At 52.2% G+C, this 17,220-nt stretch carries 15 protein-coding genes and 2 pseudogenes; 14 read left to right on the top strand and 3 right to left on the bottom strand.

Going from position 1 to position 17,220, the window contains the following annotated elements:
• Positions 1–54: 54 nt before the first annotated feature.
• From tal to AC07P6_RS25775, 3 genes are all read left to right on the top strand, one after another.
• Complete coding sequence (tal, locus tag AC07P6_RS25785; RefSeq protein WP_110272670.1) at positions 55–1,008, top strand: transaldolase; 954 nt, start codon at positions 55–57, stop codon at positions 1,006–1,008.
• A 99-nt stretch (positions 1,009–1,107) separates the two neighbouring features.
• Positions 1,108–1,695 (top strand): molybdopterin adenylyltransferase, encoded by a 588-nt coding sequence (gene mog, locus AC07P6_RS25780; RefSeq protein WP_110272669.1) that lies wholly within the window; start codon positions 1,108–1,110, stop codon positions 1,693–1,695.
• A gap of 120 nt (positions 1,696–1,815) precedes the next feature.
• Positions 1,816–3,126, top strand: coding sequence for an MFS transporter (locus AC07P6_RS25775; RefSeq protein ID WP_304255794.1), 1,311 nt, complete (start codon positions 1,816–1,818; stop codon positions 3,124–3,126).
• 46 nt (positions 3,127–3,172) lie between these two features.
• Here the strand turns inward: AC07P6_RS25775 and satP are convergent, their stop codons facing one another.
• From satP to AC07P6_RS25760, 3 genes and pseudogenes are all read right to left on the bottom strand, one after another.
• Entirely contained in the window at positions 3,173–3,739 is a 567-nt protein-coding gene (gene satP / locus AC07P6_RS25770) for an acetate uptake transporter (RefSeq protein ID WP_110272667.1), read from the bottom strand.
• Between the two features lie 89 nt (positions 3,740–3,828).
• A pseudogene (msyB, locus tag AC07P6_RS25765) lies at positions 3,829–4,578 on the bottom strand (acidic protein MsyB).
• Positions 4,579–4,605: 27 nt separating this feature from the next.
• Positions 4,606–5,010, bottom strand: a complete 405-nt coding sequence (locus tag AC07P6_RS25760; RefSeq protein ID WP_181483682.1) for a DUF2541 family protein — start codon at positions 5,008–5,010, stop codon at positions 4,606–4,608.
• 383 nt (positions 5,011–5,393) lie between these two features.
• On the opposite strand from AC07P6_RS25760, the gene dnaK reads away from it, so the two are divergent.
• The 11 genes and pseudogenes from dnaK to AC07P6_RS25705 all read left to right on the top strand — a co-directional run bounded on the left by dnaK (position 5,394) and on the right by AC07P6_RS25705 (position 17,199).
• Positions 5,394–7,310 carry a molecular chaperone DnaK gene (gene dnaK / locus AC07P6_RS25755; protein WP_112215052.1) on the top strand — a complete coding sequence of 639 codons (1,917 nt, stop codon included), beginning with the start codon at positions 5,394–5,396 and terminating at the stop codon, positions 7,308–7,310.
• Between the two features lie 87 nt (positions 7,311–7,397).
• On the top strand, positions 7,398–8,534 hold the full coding sequence (dnaJ, locus tag AC07P6_RS25750; RefSeq protein WP_110272663.1) for a molecular chaperone DnaJ: 1,137 nt from the start codon (positions 7,398–7,400) through the stop codon (positions 8,532–8,534).
• 170 nt (positions 8,535–8,704) lie between these two features.
• Positions 8,705–9,418: pseudogene (locus tag AC07P6_RS25745) on the top strand (LysR family transcriptional regulator); the annotation flags it as partial.
• Positions 9,419–9,475: 57 nt separating this feature from the next.
• A protein-coding gene (locus AC07P6_RS25740) for an IS1-like element IS1N family transposase (protein ID WP_087786203.1) occupies positions 9,476–10,170 on the top strand; the annotation gives its coding sequence in 2 pieces (ribosomal slippage) (positions 9,476–9,722 and positions 9,722–10,170; 696 coding nt in all).
• 63 nt (positions 10,171–10,233) lie between these two features.
• Positions 10,234–10,914 (top strand): fimbria/pilus periplasmic chaperone, encoded by a 681-nt coding sequence (locus tag AC07P6_RS25735; RefSeq protein WP_478314992.1) that lies wholly within the window; start codon positions 10,234–10,236, stop codon positions 10,912–10,914.
• A gap of 22 nt (positions 10,915–10,936) precedes the next feature.
• Positions 10,937–13,546 carry a fimbrial biogenesis usher protein gene (locus AC07P6_RS25730; protein ID WP_478317091.1) on the top strand — a complete coding sequence of 870 codons (2,610 nt, stop codon included), beginning with the start codon at positions 10,937–10,939 and terminating at the stop codon, positions 13,544–13,546.
• Entirely contained in the window at positions 13,547–14,554 is a 1,008-nt protein-coding gene (locus AC07P6_RS25725; protein ID WP_478314991.1) for a fimbrial protein BcfD, read from the top strand.
• Positions 14,555–15,091 (top strand): fimbrial protein BcfE, encoded by a 537-nt coding sequence (locus AC07P6_RS25720; RefSeq protein WP_478314990.1) that lies wholly within the window; start codon positions 14,555–14,557, stop codon positions 15,089–15,091. It begins immediately after the preceding gene.
• Between the two features lie 36 nt (positions 15,092–15,127).
• Complete coding sequence (locus tag AC07P6_RS25715; RefSeq protein WP_478317089.1) at positions 15,128–15,625, top strand: fimbrial protein BcfF; 498 nt, start codon at positions 15,128–15,130, stop codon at positions 15,623–15,625.
• Positions 15,618–16,322 carry a pili/flagellar-assembly chaperone gene (locus AC07P6_RS25710; RefSeq protein WP_478314989.1) on the top strand — a complete coding sequence of 235 codons (705 nt, stop codon included), beginning with the start codon at positions 15,618–15,620 and terminating at the stop codon, positions 16,320–16,322. The genes AC07P6_RS25715 and AC07P6_RS25710 overlap by 8 nt, the downstream gene beginning before the upstream one ends.
• Positions 16,323–16,353: 31 nt before the next feature.
• A complete protein-coding gene (locus tag AC07P6_RS25705) occupies positions 16,354–17,199 on the top strand; it encodes a DsbA family protein (protein ID WP_182236206.1) in 846 nt (281 codons plus the stop codon).
• The last annotated feature ends 21 nt before the right edge of the window (positions 17,200–17,220 follow it).

Genomic DNA, 17,220 nt, shown 5'->3' with positions numbered 1-17,220 from the left:
CATCTTGGCAGACCGGTTACATCCCCTTAACTGCTGTTTAAGAGAAACACTATCATGACGGATAAATTGACTTCTCTGCGTCAGTACACCACTGTCGTAGCTGATACCGGAGATATCGCGGCAATGAAGCTGTATCAGCCTCAGGATGCCACGACCAACCCTTCTTTGATTCTCGGCGCGGCTCAGATTCCTGAGTACCGTAAGCTGATTGATGATGCTGTTGCCTGGGCCCGTGGCCAGAGCAGCGATCGCGCACAGCAGATTATCGATGCTTCCGATAAGCTGGCGGTGAACATCGGTCTCGAAATCCTCAAGCTGATCCCAGGCCGTATTTCCACCGAAGTTGACGCTCGTCTGTCCTACGACACCGAGGCGTCGATTGCCAAAGCTAAGCGCATCATCAAATTGTATAACGATGCTGGCATCGGTAACGATCGCATTCTGATCAAACTGGCTTCTACCTGGCAGGGCATCCGTGCTGCTGAGCAGCTGGAAAAAGAAGGCATCAACTGTAACCTGACTCTGCTGTTCTCCTTCGCTCAGGCGCGTGCTTGTGCGGAAGCGGGCGTGTTCCTGATTTCTCCGTTTGTTGGCCGTATCCTCGACTGGTACAAAGCGAACACCGATAAGAAAGAATATGCACCGGCAGAAGATCCAGGCGTGGTTTCCGTAAGAGAAATCTACGAATACTACAAACAGCACGGCTATGAAACTGTGGTTATGGGCGCGAGCTTCCGTAATCTCGGCGAAATTCTGGAACTGGCTGGCTGTGACCGCCTGACCATCGCTCCAACCCTGCTGAAAGAGCTGGCGGAAAGCGAAGGTGCAATCGAACGCAAACTGGCGTTCAGCGGTGAAGTTAAAGCGCGTCCGGCTCGCATTACCGAATCCCAGTTCCTGTGGCAGCATAACCAGGATCCGATGGCAGTAGACAAACTGGCGGATGGTATCCGTAAGTTTGCGATCGACCAGGAAAAACTGGAAAAAATGATCGGCGATCTGCTGTAATCCCGCATGTGGCCGACGCCCGTCGGCCACATTAAACTGTCTGCCTTGCCCCCCTCGGTGTATTATTCTGTCTATTAATACTGTTTGAACGGAATAATCATGAACACCTTACGAATCGGCTTAGTTTCCATTTCCGATCGCGCCTCCAGCGGCGTCTATCAGGATAAAGGCATTCCGGCGCTTGAAGAGTGGCTAGCGCGTGCGCTGACCACGCCTTTCGAATTACAGACCCGTTTAATCCCGGATGAGCAGGTTATTATCGAGCAAACTCTGTGTGAACTGGTTGATGAAATGGGTTGTCATCTGGTGCTGACTACCGGCGGTACTGGTCCAGCGCGACGCGATGTGACCCCGGATGCGACGCTGGCGATTGCCGATCGGGTTATGCCTGGTTTTGGCGAGCAAATGCGCCAGGTCAGCCTGCACTTTGTGCCGACGGCTATTCTTTCTCGCCAGGTAGGCGTTATCCGCAAGCAGGCGCTGATCCTCAATCTCCCTGGCCAGCCAAAAGCCATCGAAGAAACGCTGGAAGGTGTTAAAGATGCTGAAGGCAAGGTGCTGGTGCACGGTGTGTTTGCAAGTGTACCGTATTGTGTACAGTTACTTGAGGGACCTTATGTTGAAACCAATCCCGATGTGGTAGCAGCTTTTCGTCCTAAAAGCGCAAGGCGTGAAACTTTATCCTGAATTTGATGCATTCCTGACATAACCTGCATCGTCTGTGGTGTGTTGTTTTATTTACGATATAGTGTTTTTTACTTTACACGTTGCGTAAAACACCTTCATACTTCTGGATGATTGTCCGTTATGTCACAAAACACCCGACCTCTGAATCGACAGGATTATAAAACTCTGACGCTGGCCGCCCTCGGTGGAGCGCTGGAGTTTTATGATTTCATTATCTTTGTCTTCTTCGCTGCCGTCGTCGGCGAGCTGTTCTTCCCGGCAGATATTCCTGAGTGGCTGCGCCAGGTACAGACCTTCGGTATTTTTGCCGCGGGCTATTTAGCACGTCCTCTCGGCGGCATCATTATGGCCCACTTCGGCGATCTGGTCGGGCGTAAGAAAATGTTTACCCTGAGCATTTTGCTGATGGCGCTGCCGACGCTGGCGATTGGTCTGCTGCCAACTTATGAATCAATGGGGCTGCTGGCGCCGCTGCTACTGTTGTTTATGCGTATTCTTCAGGGGGCTGCCATTGGTGGTGAAGTTCCCGGGGCCTGGGTCTTCGTCGCAGAACATGTACCAGAGAAAAGGATTGGTATCGCATGCGGTACGCTGACTGCGGGTCTGACGGTGGGCATCTTACTGGGATCGGTAGTGGCAACGCTGATTAATACCAATATGACCCCGCAGGGTATCCACGATGGCGGCTGGCGTATTCCTTTCCTGTTAGGCGGCGCGTTTGGTCTTGTCGCCATGTACTTGCGTCGTTGGTTGCAGGAGACGCCTATTTTCCTTGAAATGCAGCAGCGCAAAGCGTTAGCGCAGGAGTTGCCGGTTAAGGCGGTTGCGCTGAAGCATCAAAAAGCAGTGGTCGTTTCTATGCTGCTGACCTGGCTCTTATCCGCCGGGGTGGTGGTGGTGATTCTGATGTCGCCGGTCTGGCTGCAAAAGCACTATGGTTTTGCCCCTGCAATCACCCTGCAAGCTAACAGCATCGCCACCATCATGTTATGCATCGGCTGTCTGCTGGCAGGCCTGGCGGCCGATAAGTTTGGTGCCAGCCGTACGTTTATTGTCGGGAGTTTATTTCTGGCGGCCTCTAGCTGGGCTTTCTATCATCTTTCCGGCGATAGCCCGCAGCGTCTGTTTCTGCTCTATGGCACGGTCGGGTTGTGTGTCGGCGTGGTGGGGGCGGTACCGTATGTGATGGTGCGTGCTTTCCCGGCGGAGGTGCGATTTACTGGTATTTCATTCTCTTACAACGTGTCTTATGCCATCTTCGGCGGCCTGACGCCGATTGCTGTGACCATGCTGATGGGCGTGTCGCCGATGGCACCTGCCTGGTATGTGCTGGCGCTGTCGTTTATGGGATTGGGGCTGGGGATTTGGCTACGCCAGGGGCTGGATAAACAGGTCGCTGCACCACAAGGTGAGCTGCAGCGCCTGCCTTAAATCAAGGTGACCCACTTTGCCGCCCGCTATCGGGCGGCGAAGTGAATTAATGCTTTTCGCCGATTGGCAGAACGGTGCGGCCAAACTGCTCGTTCAACACTTCACCCATCGCCAGATAGATGGCGCTAGCGCCGCAGACCAGACCCACCCAGCCGGCAATCTTAACTATGCCTTCGTTATCAACCAGGTGGCCAATCGCCAGCAGAGCAAACAGCACGGTCAGGCTCAGGAAGACAAATTGCAGCATACGTGCGGCTTTCAGGGTGCCAAAGAACATAAACAGGGTAAAGACTCCCCACAGGCCGAGGTACATGCCGAGGAAGTGCGCGTTAGGCGCTTCAGCAAGGCCCATTTTCGGCATCAGAAGAATCGCGACCAGCGTCAACCAAAAGGCGCCGTAGGACGTAAATGCGGTTAAACCAAAGGTGTTGCCTTTTTTAAATTCCAGCAGGCCGGCAAAAATCTGCGCAATACCGCCGTAAAAAATGCCCATCGCCAGGATAGCTACATCGAACGCGAACAGGCCGCTATTCGCCAGGTTAAGCAAAATAGTGGTCATGCCGAAGCCCATAAGGCCCAGCGGTGCCGGATTAGCCAACTTAGTGTTGCCCATAATTCCTCAAAATATTGATTAGAAAGGGAAGCATTACCCCGCCACTTAGCGACAGGGCGCGGCATAATAATGAGGAGTTGCAGCACTGTCTATGATCTGGCGGGGTATTTTTCACCAATTTATTATTCTGCCTGATGAAGCCTGGCCATTCGCCTTAAACAAGCGACGTGGAGCACTGCCGGGATGGTGACTCGATAAGCGCTACCGCTAACGGCTTTTACACCATTAACCGCTGCGCCGAGGGGGCCGCCAAGCCCTGCACCGCGGACTAAACCATGGCCGATAACGCTGACCGCAGCGTGGGTGCGGAGAATCTTCGTCAAGCGTGCTTCAAGAATATGCGAGACCCCTTGTGCCAGCTTATGTGTCTGGATCAGATGGGGAAGTAGCTCTTTTTGCTCTTTGACTCGACACTCCACGGCAGTGAAGAAATCGGCTTTCTGTTGGTCATCCATCTTCTTCCAACTATGTTCCAGGAAGTGTTCCAACAGATGTTGCTCAATTTCAGGTGTGGACATTTGTTTATCAGCTTTGACTTTCAATCGTTTGCAAACATCCAGCAGGATTGCTCGATAGAACTTGCCGTGACGACGAAGCGTATTGGCAATGCTATCGCCACCAAAGTGCTGGAGCTCCCCGGCGATCAACTGCCAGTTACGACGATAGCGTTCAGGATGTCCTTCCATCGCCTGAAAAGTTTCATTACGTAATAGTGTGCTTGAGAGACGTGGCTTGCCATTCTCGTTGTGGGTCAGAATACGCGTGAATGTTGCCAGATGTTCTTCACTACATTGATGGAGAAAAGAGAGATCTTCATCATCCAGATAATTAATTTTCATAGGGGCTTGTATGCGTAGTCAGTGATATTAATCATCGCCGATAATTTTTAGCGAGGCCATGTCAGAGGAGTTGATCGTGTGGCCGGAAAAAGCAATTTTCTTCACGCAACGTTTATTATCGTTGTCGCTATTAATGTTAATCCAGTTGGTGGTTGTACCTTGCTTTATCGTTGACGGCACATTGAGGCTCTGGCTGGCGCTATTGCTGGCTTTAAAGTACACCGTTGCGCCGGAGAGCTGGACATCGCCTCGGTCAGTCGTGAGCTGGATACGCTTAATCACCCGACAAACAGGCAGCTTCAGAGTCAGGTCGTTAGTCTCATTTCTTGGCATGGCCACTACGCCTAAAATTTTATGATCGTTAGCAGATACTGAAGCCACTAATGCGGTGCTTAAAAGCAATCCCGTTGATATATGAATGAGTGATTTCATGAGAATTTTCCAATTATTTAATTTATTACACCTGAAAAATACTTTATCACCGGAGCTTTATTGCTTTTAGTCGGTAATTATTGCGGATTATGTCAATAATTTTATGAATATATTACCTGTAATCATTTTAATTATTTATGTGTTGGCGTTTTTTTACCCCCATATTCGACTTTTGACCCCGGTTCGTCCCATCCAGTAGGGCTGCGAAGGCAAATTTTTTTTGTTGTCCCCCCTTGATGAAGCGGTGGGTGACCCCATCTTGTAGTCAACCGCAGTGAATGAACCTGAAAAAAAATGATGTCTGGGCAGTTGAAACCGCACGTTTCGCCCTTATTACAGGTTCACAACCACATGTTGAATGAAATTTTAGTGGAGACGTTTAGATGGGTAAAATTATTGGTATCGACCTGGGTACTACCAACTCTTGTGTAGCGATTATGGATGGCACTACTGCACGTGTGCTGGAGAACGCCGAAGGCGATCGCACCACACCTTCTATCATTGCCTATACCCAGGATGGTGAAACTCTGGTTGGTCAGCCGGCTAAACGTCAGGCAGTGACAAACCCGCAAAATACCCTGTTTGCGATTAAACGCCTGATCGGTCGCCGCTTCCAGGACGAAGAAGTACAGCGTGATGAAGCCATCATGCCGTACAAAATCATCGGTGCTGACAACGGTGATGCATGGATTGATGTTAAGGGCCAGAAAATGGCACCGCCGCAGATCTCTGCTGAAGTGCTGAAAAAAATGAAGAAAACGGCTGAAGATTACTTGGGTGAACCGGTAACTGAAGCGGTTATCACCGTACCTGCATACTTCAACGATGCTCAGCGTCAGGCTACTAAAGATGCCGGCCGTATCGCAGGTCTGGAAGTCAAACGTATCATCAACGAACCAACCGCAGCTGCGCTGGCTTACGGTCTGGATAAAGAAGTCGGTAACCGTACTATCGCGGTTTATGACCTGGGTGGTGGTACTTTCGATATCTCCGTTATCGAAATCGACGAAGTTGACGGCGAAAAAACCTTTGAAGTTCTGGCGACCAACGGTGATACCCACCTCGGTGGTGAAGACTTCGACAGCCGTATGATCAACTACCTCGTTGATGAGTTTAAGAAAGATCAGGGCATTGACCTGCGTAATGATCCGCTGGCCATGCAGCGCCTGAAAGAAGCCGCAGAAAAAGCGAAAATTGAGCTGTCTTCTGCGCAACAGACCGACGTGAACCTGCCGTACATCACCGCAGATGCGTCTGGTCCGAAACACATGAACATCAAAGTGACCCGTGCGAAACTGGAAAGCTTGGTTGAAGACCTGGTGAACCGTTCAATCGAGCCGCTGAAAGTCGCTCTGCAGGATGCTGGCCTGTCCGTATCTGATATCCAGGACGTTATCCTGGTCGGTGGTCAGACACGTATGCCAATGGTTCAGAAGAAAGTGGCTGAATTCTTTGGGAAAGAGCCGCGTAAAGACGTTAACCCGGACGAAGCCGTTGCTATCGGTGCAGCTGTCCAGGGTGGTGTACTGACGGGTGAAGTGAAAGACGTACTGCTGCTGGACGTTACCCCGCTGTCTCTGGGTATCGAAACCATGGGCGGTGTGATGACTGCGCTCATCAACAAAAACACCACCATCCCGACTAAGCACAGCCAGGTGTTCTCTACCGCTGAAGACAACCAGTCTGCGGTAACCATCCATGTGCTGCAGGGTGAGCGTAAACGTGCTTCTGATAACAAAGATCTTGGCCAGTTTAACCTGGACGGTATCAGCCCGGCACCACGCGGTATGCCACAGATCGAAGTCACTTTCGACATCGATGCTGACGGTATCCTGCACGTTTCCGCGAAAGACAAAAACAGCGGTAAAGAGCAGAAGATCACCATCAAGGCTTCTTCTGGTCTGAACGAAGAAGAAATTCAGAAGATGGTTCGCGAAGCAGAAGCGAACGCAGAATCTGACCGTAAGTTTGAAGAGCTGGTTCAGACCCGTAACCAGGGCGACCATCTGCTGCACAGCACGCGTAAGCAGGTTGAAGAAGCAGGCGACAAACTGCCGGCTGACGATAAAACTGCCATCGAGTCTGCATTAACCGCGCTGGAAACTTCGCTGAAAGGTGAAGATAAAGCGGACATCGAAGCGAAAATGCAGGCGCTGGCCCAGGTTTCTCAGAAGCTGATGGAAATCGCTCAGCAGCAGCATGCACAGCAGCAGGCTGGCGGCGCTGACGCTCAAGAGAGCAACGCGAAGGACGACGATGTTGTTGACGCTGAGTTCGAAGAAGTGAAAGACAAAAAATAATCGCCCTTTGAACGGGTAAAACACTGGCACGGGCGAAGAGGTTTCCTCTCCGCCCGTGCACGCATGTTAAGGGGCTGAAAAACACCAATGGCAAAGCAAGATTATTACGAGATTTTAGGCGTTTCCAGAACAGCGGAAGAGCGTGAAATCAAAAAAGCGTACAAGCGCCTGGCCATGAAATATCACCCGGACCGTAACCAGGGCGATAAAGAGGCCGAAGCAAAATTCAAAGAAATCAAAGAAGCGTATGAAATCCTGACCGATGCCCAGAAGCGCGCGGCCTACGATCAGTATGGTCATGCGGCCTTTGAACAAGGCGGCATGGGCGGCGGCGGTGGTTTTGGTGGCGGCGGTGCTGACTTCGGCGATATCTTTGGCGATGTATTTGGCGATATTTTCGGTGGCGGTCGTGGCCGTCAGCGCGCTTCGCGCGGTGCCGATCTACGCTACAACATGGATCTGACTCTGGAAGAAGCCGTTCGCGGCGTGACCAAAGAGATTCGTATCCCAACGCTGGAAGAGTGTGATGTTTGCCACGGCAGCGGCGCTAAAGCGGGTAGCCAACCGCAAACCTGCCCGACCTGTCATGGAGCAGGCCAGGTTCAGATGCGCCAGGGCTTTTTCGCCGTACAGCAGACCTGTCCACACTGTCAGGGTCGCGGGACGTTGATTAAAGATCCGTGCAACAAATGCCACGGTCACGGTCGCGTTGAGAAGACAAAAACCCTGTCGGTTAAGATCCCGGCAGGCGTAGATACCGGCGATCGTATCCGCCTGGCGGGTGAAGGCGAAGCGGGCGAGCATGGCGCGCCAGCGGGCGATCTGTATGTTCAGGTTCAGGTTAAGCAGCATGCAATCTTCGAGCGTGAAGGGAACAACCTGTATTGTGAAGTCCCGATTAACTTCACTATGGCTGCACTTGGCGGCGAGATTGAAGTACCGACGCTGGATGGTCGCGTGAACCTGAAAGTGCCTGGTGAGACGCAGACCGGTAAACTATTCCGCATGCGTGGTAAAGGCGTGAAGTCCGTGCGCGGTGGTGCGCAGGGCGATCTGCTGTGCCGCGTAGTGGTCGAAACGCCGGTTGGTCTCAATGACAAGCAAAAGCAGCTACTGAAAGATCTCCAGGAAAGTTTTGGTGGGCCAACGGGCGAGAAAAATAGCCCACGCTCCAAAAGTTTCTTCGACGGTGTGAAGAAGTTTTTCGACGATTTGACCCGCTGATTGCTGTTCACTTCCTGTCTTATCTCAAGCCTGGGCCTTTGTGCTCAGGCTTTTTTTCTATCTTAGCCTTCGCTTTTCTTGAATTATCCTATTATTTATAAGGGCTAAGAATTGATTTATTTTGAGTATTATCTATATTGCTTTTTTTCGTATTTAGAGGCTAACAGCGGATGGGATCGAAAGGTGCCAACAAGGATTTTGATTATAATTTAATCAAAATCCTTGACGCTGTTATTTCGGCTGGAAATGCGGCTAAAGCAGCCAAAAAACTCGGGATTACTCCCGCAGCGGTCTCGCTGGCACTCAGACGCTTGCAGGGCTATTACCCGGAAGAACTGTTCGTTCGCGGAAAGGAGGGGTTACTACCCACCGCTAAAGCTATCGAAATCCATCAGAATTTTCGTCAAGTCATGGAGCTGGTTAGCGACACGTTTCAGACGGGTCATAAAAAGGATGATGAGGCGCAGCTCACCGTTCTGGGAAGCGATATCATTGAAAATTATTACCTTTCACAATTGTATGATAGTGATGTTTTTGATCGAGTCTTAATAAACCACTTCTCGTCCAGAAATATAAGTCGCGAGCGAATGATTGAGCAATTGTTCACCGCAGAGTGTGATTTAGTGATGAGCGTAGAGCCAGTGGCGGTACCCGGTATTGATAATCAAATGATTGATAGTTTTAAGAGCTTTGTCTGCATCTGTGCGGGTAACCACATGTTAAGCCAACTATCCCAACTCTCATTGCATCATTTCTATTCCTCACGCCATGCCACCTATCAATCTGGAATGAACTCCCCAATGATTATCAATGATAGCGGGTTATTTAAAGATGATCCTTATTATAAAGGAACTCGCACTGTGGGTTATCGTAGTGATTCAATCGGTGATGCCTCTAATTAGTTGAATCTGATGTATAATGCGGGCTTTTGAGGTTCTTTCATGGCCAGCGTTAACATTCATTGTCCTCGTTGTCAGTCTGCACAGGTCTACCGCCATGGTCAGAACCCTAAAGGCCATGACAGATTTCGCTGCCGTGACTGCCACCGCGTTTTTCAGCTCACTTACACTTATGAGGCCCGTAAGCCGGGCATTAAAGAGCTGATCACTGAAATGGCCTTCAATGGCGCCGGGGTTCGCGATACCGCCAGAACACTGAAAATTGGCATTAACACCGTCATCCGGACTTTAAAAAACTCACGCCAAAGCGAATAACGTCTTCGCCCGTTGCTCATGCTGATGTGGCGCTTATCTGCGAACTTGATGAGCAATGGAGTTTCGTTGGCAGTAAAGCCCGGCAACACTGGCTCTGGTACGCGTATAACACCAAAACAGGGGGTGTACTGGCCTACACTTTTGGTCCCCGTACCGATGAAACCTGCCGGGAACTACTGGCACTGCTTACGCCATTCAACATCGGCATGATCACCAGCGACGACTGGGGCAGCTATGGCCGGGAGGTGCCGAAGGATAAGCATCTGACCGGAAAAATATTCACCCAACGGATTGAGCGCAATAACCTGACGCTGCGCACCCGCATTAAGCGCTTGGCTCGTAAAACAATCTGCTTCTCGCGTTCAGTAGAGATCCACGAAAAAGTCATCGGGACGTTTATTGAAAAACACATGTTCTACTAATTGGAAGCATCACCGAGGAAACGTTATGTGTGTTGCGAACAAAACCTTCTGAATATTTAGAAAATGATTAAAAAAACAATTCAAATTTTATCGCTGCTGCTGGCCATGTCCGGAATAATAAACCTGGCGCATGCGGGCGGTATCGCTCTGGGAGCAACCCGGGTTATTTATCCGCAGGGGAGTAAACAAGTCTCCCTTCCGGTGATTAACTCCTCTGATAGCAACGTCTTCTTAATTCAGTCCTGGGTTGCGAATGCCGATGGCAGTCGGGCGTCTGATTTCATTATCACGCCGCCGCTCTTCGTGATTCAGCCAAAAAAAGAGAACACGCTGCGGATTATGTATGTCGGCCCCTCTTTGCCAACCGATCGGGAAAGCGTTTTCTATCTCAATAGCAAGGCCGTCCCCTCAGTCGATAAAACAACGCTGGCGAAAAACTCGTTGCAAATCGCCACCCAAAGCGTGATTAAACTGTTCATTCGGCCTAAGGATTTACCTATTCCTTCTGCGGATGCGCCCGCGATGCTTCGCTGCCATAGCCAAAATGGTCGATTAACCGTCGCCAACCCGTCGCCTTACTATGTTTCGCTGGTAGAAATACACGCTGGAAACCAAAAACTGCCTAATACGATGGTTGCACCGAAAAGTGAACTGACGTTAAAAAGTTCTGAAAACCGGGCGACTTTCCAGACCGTAAATGATTTCGGCGCAACAACGCCAGTACAAACCTGCCAGAGCCACTAACATTGTGCTGGAAATTGATGCCATGACGCGTCATTCACCGTCCGTCAGTAAACCGGTGCTGATGACCCTGACTCTGGTATGCGTGTTGACGCTGCCGAAGAGTTGGGCAGATAACTATTTCAATCCCGCGTTCTTGTCTGACGATCCGTCGAAGATCGCCGATCTTTCGCGTTTCGAAGGCAACGGCCAGGCCCCCGGCGTCTATCGGGTCGATGTCTATCTGAACGGCATTTTTCTGGTTACCCGCGATATCACTTTTCAGGCCACGAAGGTGAATGCTGCTACGGTGACGGAAGCTTCAGCCGATGACTCCGGACTGAGCGCTTGCCTGACGCCCGATATGCTCAGTGAGATGAAGGTCAATGTTGAGGCTTTTCCGACATTACTGACGTCCGGCAAGAAGGGGTGTGCGGATATCGCAGCAGCCATTCCGGCAGCCTATACCCGGTTTGATTTCACCCAGCAACGTCTGAATATCAGCATTCCTCAGGCGGCGATGAAAAATAGCGCCAGAGGCTATATTTCGCCGAAATATTGGGATGAAGGCATCAACGCGCTACTGCTCAATTATACATTTACCGGCGCGAACAGCCGGGATCGTAGTGAAGGTGGCGTTAACGATAACACCTTGTTTCTTGGCCTGAATGGCGGTCTGAATCTGGGTGCCTGGCGTTTGCGTAACTATTCGACATGGAACTACAACAGCAGTAGCGAGAACAATAAAAGCGACTGGCAGCATATCAGCACCTACGTGGAACGCGATCTGGCGGCGCTGAAAAGCGAGCTGACGGCAGGGGACAGCTATACGCCCTCGGCGGTATTCGATAGCTTGCCCTTTCGCGGCCTGCAGCTCGCTTCCGATGACAATATGCTGCCTGACAGCATGAAAGGTTTTGCGCCGACCATTCACGGTATCGCCAAAAGCAACGCCCAGGTGACGATCCGCCAGAATGGCTACATCATCGACCAGCGCTATGTTTCACCCGGCGCATTTACCATTAATGACCTTTATTCGACGGCCTCCAGCGGGGATTTAAGTGTTGAGGTTAAAGAAGCCGATGGCAGCGTCACCCGCTATAGCGTGCCGTATTCCGCGGTGCCGGTTTTGCAACGCGAAGGGCGGCTGAAATATGCGGCCACGGTGGCGAGCTATCGCGGCGACAGTAGCCAAAAAGATAATGTGAAGTTTGCTCAGGCGATGCTGATGCGGGGTCTGCCACACGGTTTTACCGTCTATGGCGGGACGCAGTTTTCTGACAACTATCGCGCGTTGGCGTTAGGGACGGGGGCTAATCTGGGCGATTGGGGCGCGGTATCCGTCGACGTCACTCAGGCATACAGCACCCTGGCGGACGATAGCGAACATCAGGGGCAATCGATGCGTTTTCTGTACGCTAAATCGCTGAATAGCCTGGGGACTAATTTCCAGCTGCTCGGTTATCGCTACTCGACATCGGGTTTTTATACTCTCGATGATACGGCCTGGAAACGGATGTCGGGCTACAACGGACCGACCGACGAGGATGAGGATCAGCGTAACTGGAACGATTATTACAATCTGTATTACACCAAACGCGGCAAAATTCAGTTGAATATCTCTCAGCAACTGGGTCATTTTGGCTCTCTGTATGTTACCGGCAGCCAGCAGAGCTACTGGCATACCGATGAGAAGAATACGCTGCTGCAGGTGGGGTATAGCGATACCCTGGCGGGCGTATCATGGAGCCTTTCCTACAACCAAAGCCGTGCGCCGGGCGAGGACAAAAGCGACCAGCTTTTAGCCCTGAACATCTCGCTGCCGCTGGGGCAGTGGCTACACCACAACGACGACATTACGCATAAAAACCACAATATCTACGCCACCTTCAGTACCAGCACGGATCAGCACGGCGGCGTCACGCAAAACGCCGGGCTCAGCGGTACTTTGCTGGATCAAAACAACCTCAGCTATAGCGTGCAGCAGGGCTATCAGAATCATGGCGTCGGTGAAAGCGGTGCCGCTAGTCTCGAATATGATGGTGCCGAGGGCAATGTTAATGCGGGTTACAACACCAGTGATAACGGCGATTACCAGCAGGTTAACTACGGCCTGAGCGGCGGCATTGTGGCGCATGCGCATGGCGTGACGTTGAGCCAGCCGCTTGGGGATACCAACGTGTTGATCGCCGCGCCGGGAGCAGGAAACGTCAATATTGATGACCAACCGGGTATTCATACCGATAGCCGGGGCTATGCCGTGGTGCCTTATGCCACGACCTATCGACAAAACCGCATGGCGCTGGATGTGAACTCCATGGCGGATGATGTGGATATCGATGACGCCGTCGTCAACGTCGTGCCTACCCAGGGCGCGCTGGTGCTGGCCAACTTTAAAGCGCGGGTCGGTGAGCGTGCGCTCCTGACGCTTCTACATGGCGGGCAGCCGGTACCGTTTGGCGCGACCGCCTCGACCGATGCCCCTGCGCAAGAGGCGATTGTTGGCGATGATGGCGAGGTCTACCTATCCGGACTGAGCCCGCAGGGAACGCTAAAAGTGCAGTGGGGCCGCGAGGCTTCACAACAATGCCTCGTGCATTATCAACTTCCCGCAACCCGGCAGGCCCTGGTGCGACAACATGTGGAATGCCGCTAAATGAAGATACGCCTGCTATTTATCCTGCTGGTGGGGCTGCTGCTGAGCCGAATTGGGCTGGCGGAGGTGTGCCAGAATATCAATGGTTCGCCTTCCAGCGTCGATTATGATCTGAGTAAGACGCTGACGGCAGCGCAAAACCAGGCCGGGAATACGATACCGTTGGTGAAGCGCCAGGATACGAGCGTGCAGGCGGTTTGTCCTACGGATTTATCTTCGTCGGGGCGAAGTTACCGCTCCTACGTCGCTTCTTCGCCGATCGTGGAAACCCGCAGCGGCTGGCAGTATATGGCACTGGATTCGACTTATCTGGAAGGTGCTATCCGCATAGACGGCGCATCAGGAGAAAAAATCTATCCTCCTGCTAACTACGTTTACATGGGAACTCGCACTAATGCGACCTCGGGCGAAAGTTTTGCCATTCATGACTCAAATCTGACTTTTCAGCTCAAGATCGTTAAACCTTTTGTTGGCACCGTCACTATTGCGCCAAAAACGATGTTCAGCGTTTATGTGACCACGGCGGCAAACGACCCGCTCAGCGACGTGGTTTACAACATCAGTTACAGCGGCACGGTGACCGTCCCGCAAAGCTGTGAGATCAACGCCGGGCAGACCATTCTTGTAGATTTTGGTTCGCTCTATAGCGGGGGCTTTACCCACGCAGGAGAGAAACCAACGGGCGTCAGAATTAAAAAATTCAATGTGCCGGTGAAATGCAGCGGCGTGGATTCGCAGGTCAATTTAAGCCTGAGACTCATCGCGACGGCGGATAGCCACGTTAGCCAGGCCATTGCGTCCGATAATCCGGATGTAGGTGTGGTGGTTGAAACCAACGAGGGCGCGGTATTGACGCCAAACGATACCAGCAGCGTGGAGCCTTTTGTTACCGACGATGCGGGCAAGGCCAATATTTCGCTACAGGCATACCCCGTCAGCACGACCGGAGAAACCCCCGCCGAGGGCGTATTTACTGCCCTGGCTAATCTACGGGTGGACTTCGACTAAATGAATCTAAAACGTGGCTTATTTTTAGCTCTCCTGTGCTGGTGCTCATTTTGCCAGGCCGATGATACCGGCAACAATCTGGAGTTCACCGGCACGATTGTGGCGCAAACCTGCGATGTTGAGCTTTCCAGCCTCAGTCAGAGCATCGATTTAGGGCAGTTTTCGGTTGAAGATTTCCCCTCGACCGGAACGATGACGAAAGTTAAGCCGTTTAATATCAACCTGAAGAACTGCTCGCGCGGGATCACGGGAACCAAAATCTGGTTTACCGGCACGGCGGATAGCGATGACCCGTCTCTACTGGCGCTGAGCGATACCGGTATGGGCAGCGAGAATATGTTGGCTAGCGGTGTTGGCGTGAAGATTATTAATGACGATGGGGATGACATTAGCATCAATAACAGCGACTCGGCGGTCTATCCGCTGAAGGCCGGACGCAATACGCTCTCTTTCTATATTCGTTACAAATCCACTCAACCTACGGTCACCTCCGGTAACGCCACGGCGGTGATGTATTTCGACCTGCAATACGAATAGGACGTGGCAATGAACAAATATATTTATTTTGTGTGCATGGCTTACTTCGTTCTGGCGCTGGGGAAAACAGAGGCCCACGACGGGCGGGTCTATGTTACCGGTACGATTACCGATAACACCTGCACGCTGTCGCCGGATTCAGAAAATATTGACGTGGATATGGGAACCGTGTCGAACCGCCAGTTTTACCAGGCTGGCGATGGCTCTGCCTGGCAGCCTTTTGCCATTGATTTGCAGAACTGCGGCAGTACCGTCAGCGGCGTTACGGTGAGCTTCAGCGGCACGGCAAACGGGCGAAATGCGGACCTGCTGGCGCTGGTCGAAGGGGCTGACGATGCCGCAGGCGTTGGGATTGGCATCTATGACAAAGATAAAAACCTGATTCCGTTGGGGCAGGAGAGTGAAGTGATGGCGCTCTCCTCGGGGCAGGCTTCCGCTCACTTACAATTTTATGCTCGCTACATTGCCGACGGCAGCGCGGTTATCGCCGGCACGGCTAATGCTTCAGCAACATTTATCCTCGCCTATGAATAAGTTTATTCTTTTTATCCTGATGGTCCTGCTGTTGCCGGTTTCGCAGGCGCAGGCGGGGGTGGTGATTGGCGGGACGCGTTTTATCTATAACGCAAAGATGACGACGCTAAGCGTCCCTGTGAGCAATACCACCTCTGAAAGCTGGCTTATTGATAGCCATATTCAATCGGCACAACGCTGGCCCGGCGCGGTTGTTACGCCTGGAGGTAAGCCTCCGTTTGTTATCACGCCGCCGCTGTTTCGCCTTGCGGCTGGGCAGGAGAATACGCTGCGCGTGACCTGGACTGGCGACAGTTTGCCCGTCGATCGGGAAAGTTTGTTTACCTTAAGTATTGCCGCGATCCCATCCGGCAAACCTGGCGTCAACAGCTTACAGATGGCGTTTCGTTCCGCGTTGAAGCTTATCTATCGCCCTTCCGGCCTGGCGGGTGAGCCGCAACAGGCGTACCGGCAACTGCGCTGGACGCTGACCCGGGAGGGATTGGCGGTGCAGAACCCCGGTCCTTATTACGTCACGCTTTTCCTGCTCAATACTAACGGCAAGCCTGTCGATACGGCGGGCGTCGTCGCCCCTTTTTCAACGCGCAAAACCCCATGGTGCCAGCAGGTGCATACCTGCGCTGTGCGCTGGCAAAGCATCAATGATTATGGTCGGGTGCTGCCGCCGATAACGGCGAATACGGCGCTTGCGCGCTGACCTGTTTACCCCCTGGAATGAGAGCTTTTCTATGCATTTTTCATCTTTAAAACTGACCCGGCTGGCGGTCCTGGCGCTGGCGAGCGGCGCGATTTCATTACCCGCGCTGGCAACCGACAGCGACCCGGCATCGCAGATTGGCCCTGCGGCCGAAGCGTATATCGCCAGCCACCCGGATAAAGTCGGCGAAGCGGTGGCGACGTATCTGGCGAACCACCCTGAATTCTTGATTGCTGCCAGCGAAACGCTGCATCAACGTCAGCAAATTGCCCAACAGCAAGCCTATGTGCAGTTGGCGCTACAGTACCAGTCAGGATTGCTGAGCAGCGCCAGCCCCTCCGTCGGCCCGGCTGATGCGAAATCAGCGGTGGTCATGTTTTTTGATTACCAGTGTTCCTGGTGCAGCAAGATGGCGCCGGTCGTTGAGAACCTGATCAAAGCCAACCCGGATACACGCTTTATTTTCAAAGAGTTCCCTATCTTCTCTTCGCGCTGGCCGGTTTCCGGGCTGGCGGCACGAGTTGGTGAGCAGGTGTGGTTAACTGATGGTGGTACGAAATATCTCGACTGGCACAACGCGTTATATGCCACAGGTAAAGTCGAGGGTGCGCTAGCGGAACAAGATGTCTACAGCCTTGCGCAGCATTATCTGTCGAAGGAAAAGATTGCGGAGGTCAAACAGGCGCAGGACAGCGGTGCAATACATGATGCGCTGCTGACAAATCAGGCGCTGGCTCAGCATATGAATTTCTCCGGTACGCCTGCGTTCGTGGTGATGCCGCAGTCAAAAACGCCGGAGGCCAACCGCGTTTCGGTGATGCCAGGAAGTTCATCGCAGGACGCCCTGCAAATGGCGATTCAGAAAGCAAAAGGCTAAGGTCGGCGCTATACACCGGGG

The organism is Klebsiella sp. GFKo11, assembly GCF_056490265.1.
The sequence above is the reverse complement of the archived record's forward strand: the minus strand, read 5'-3'. Positions and strand labels throughout refer to the sequence as shown.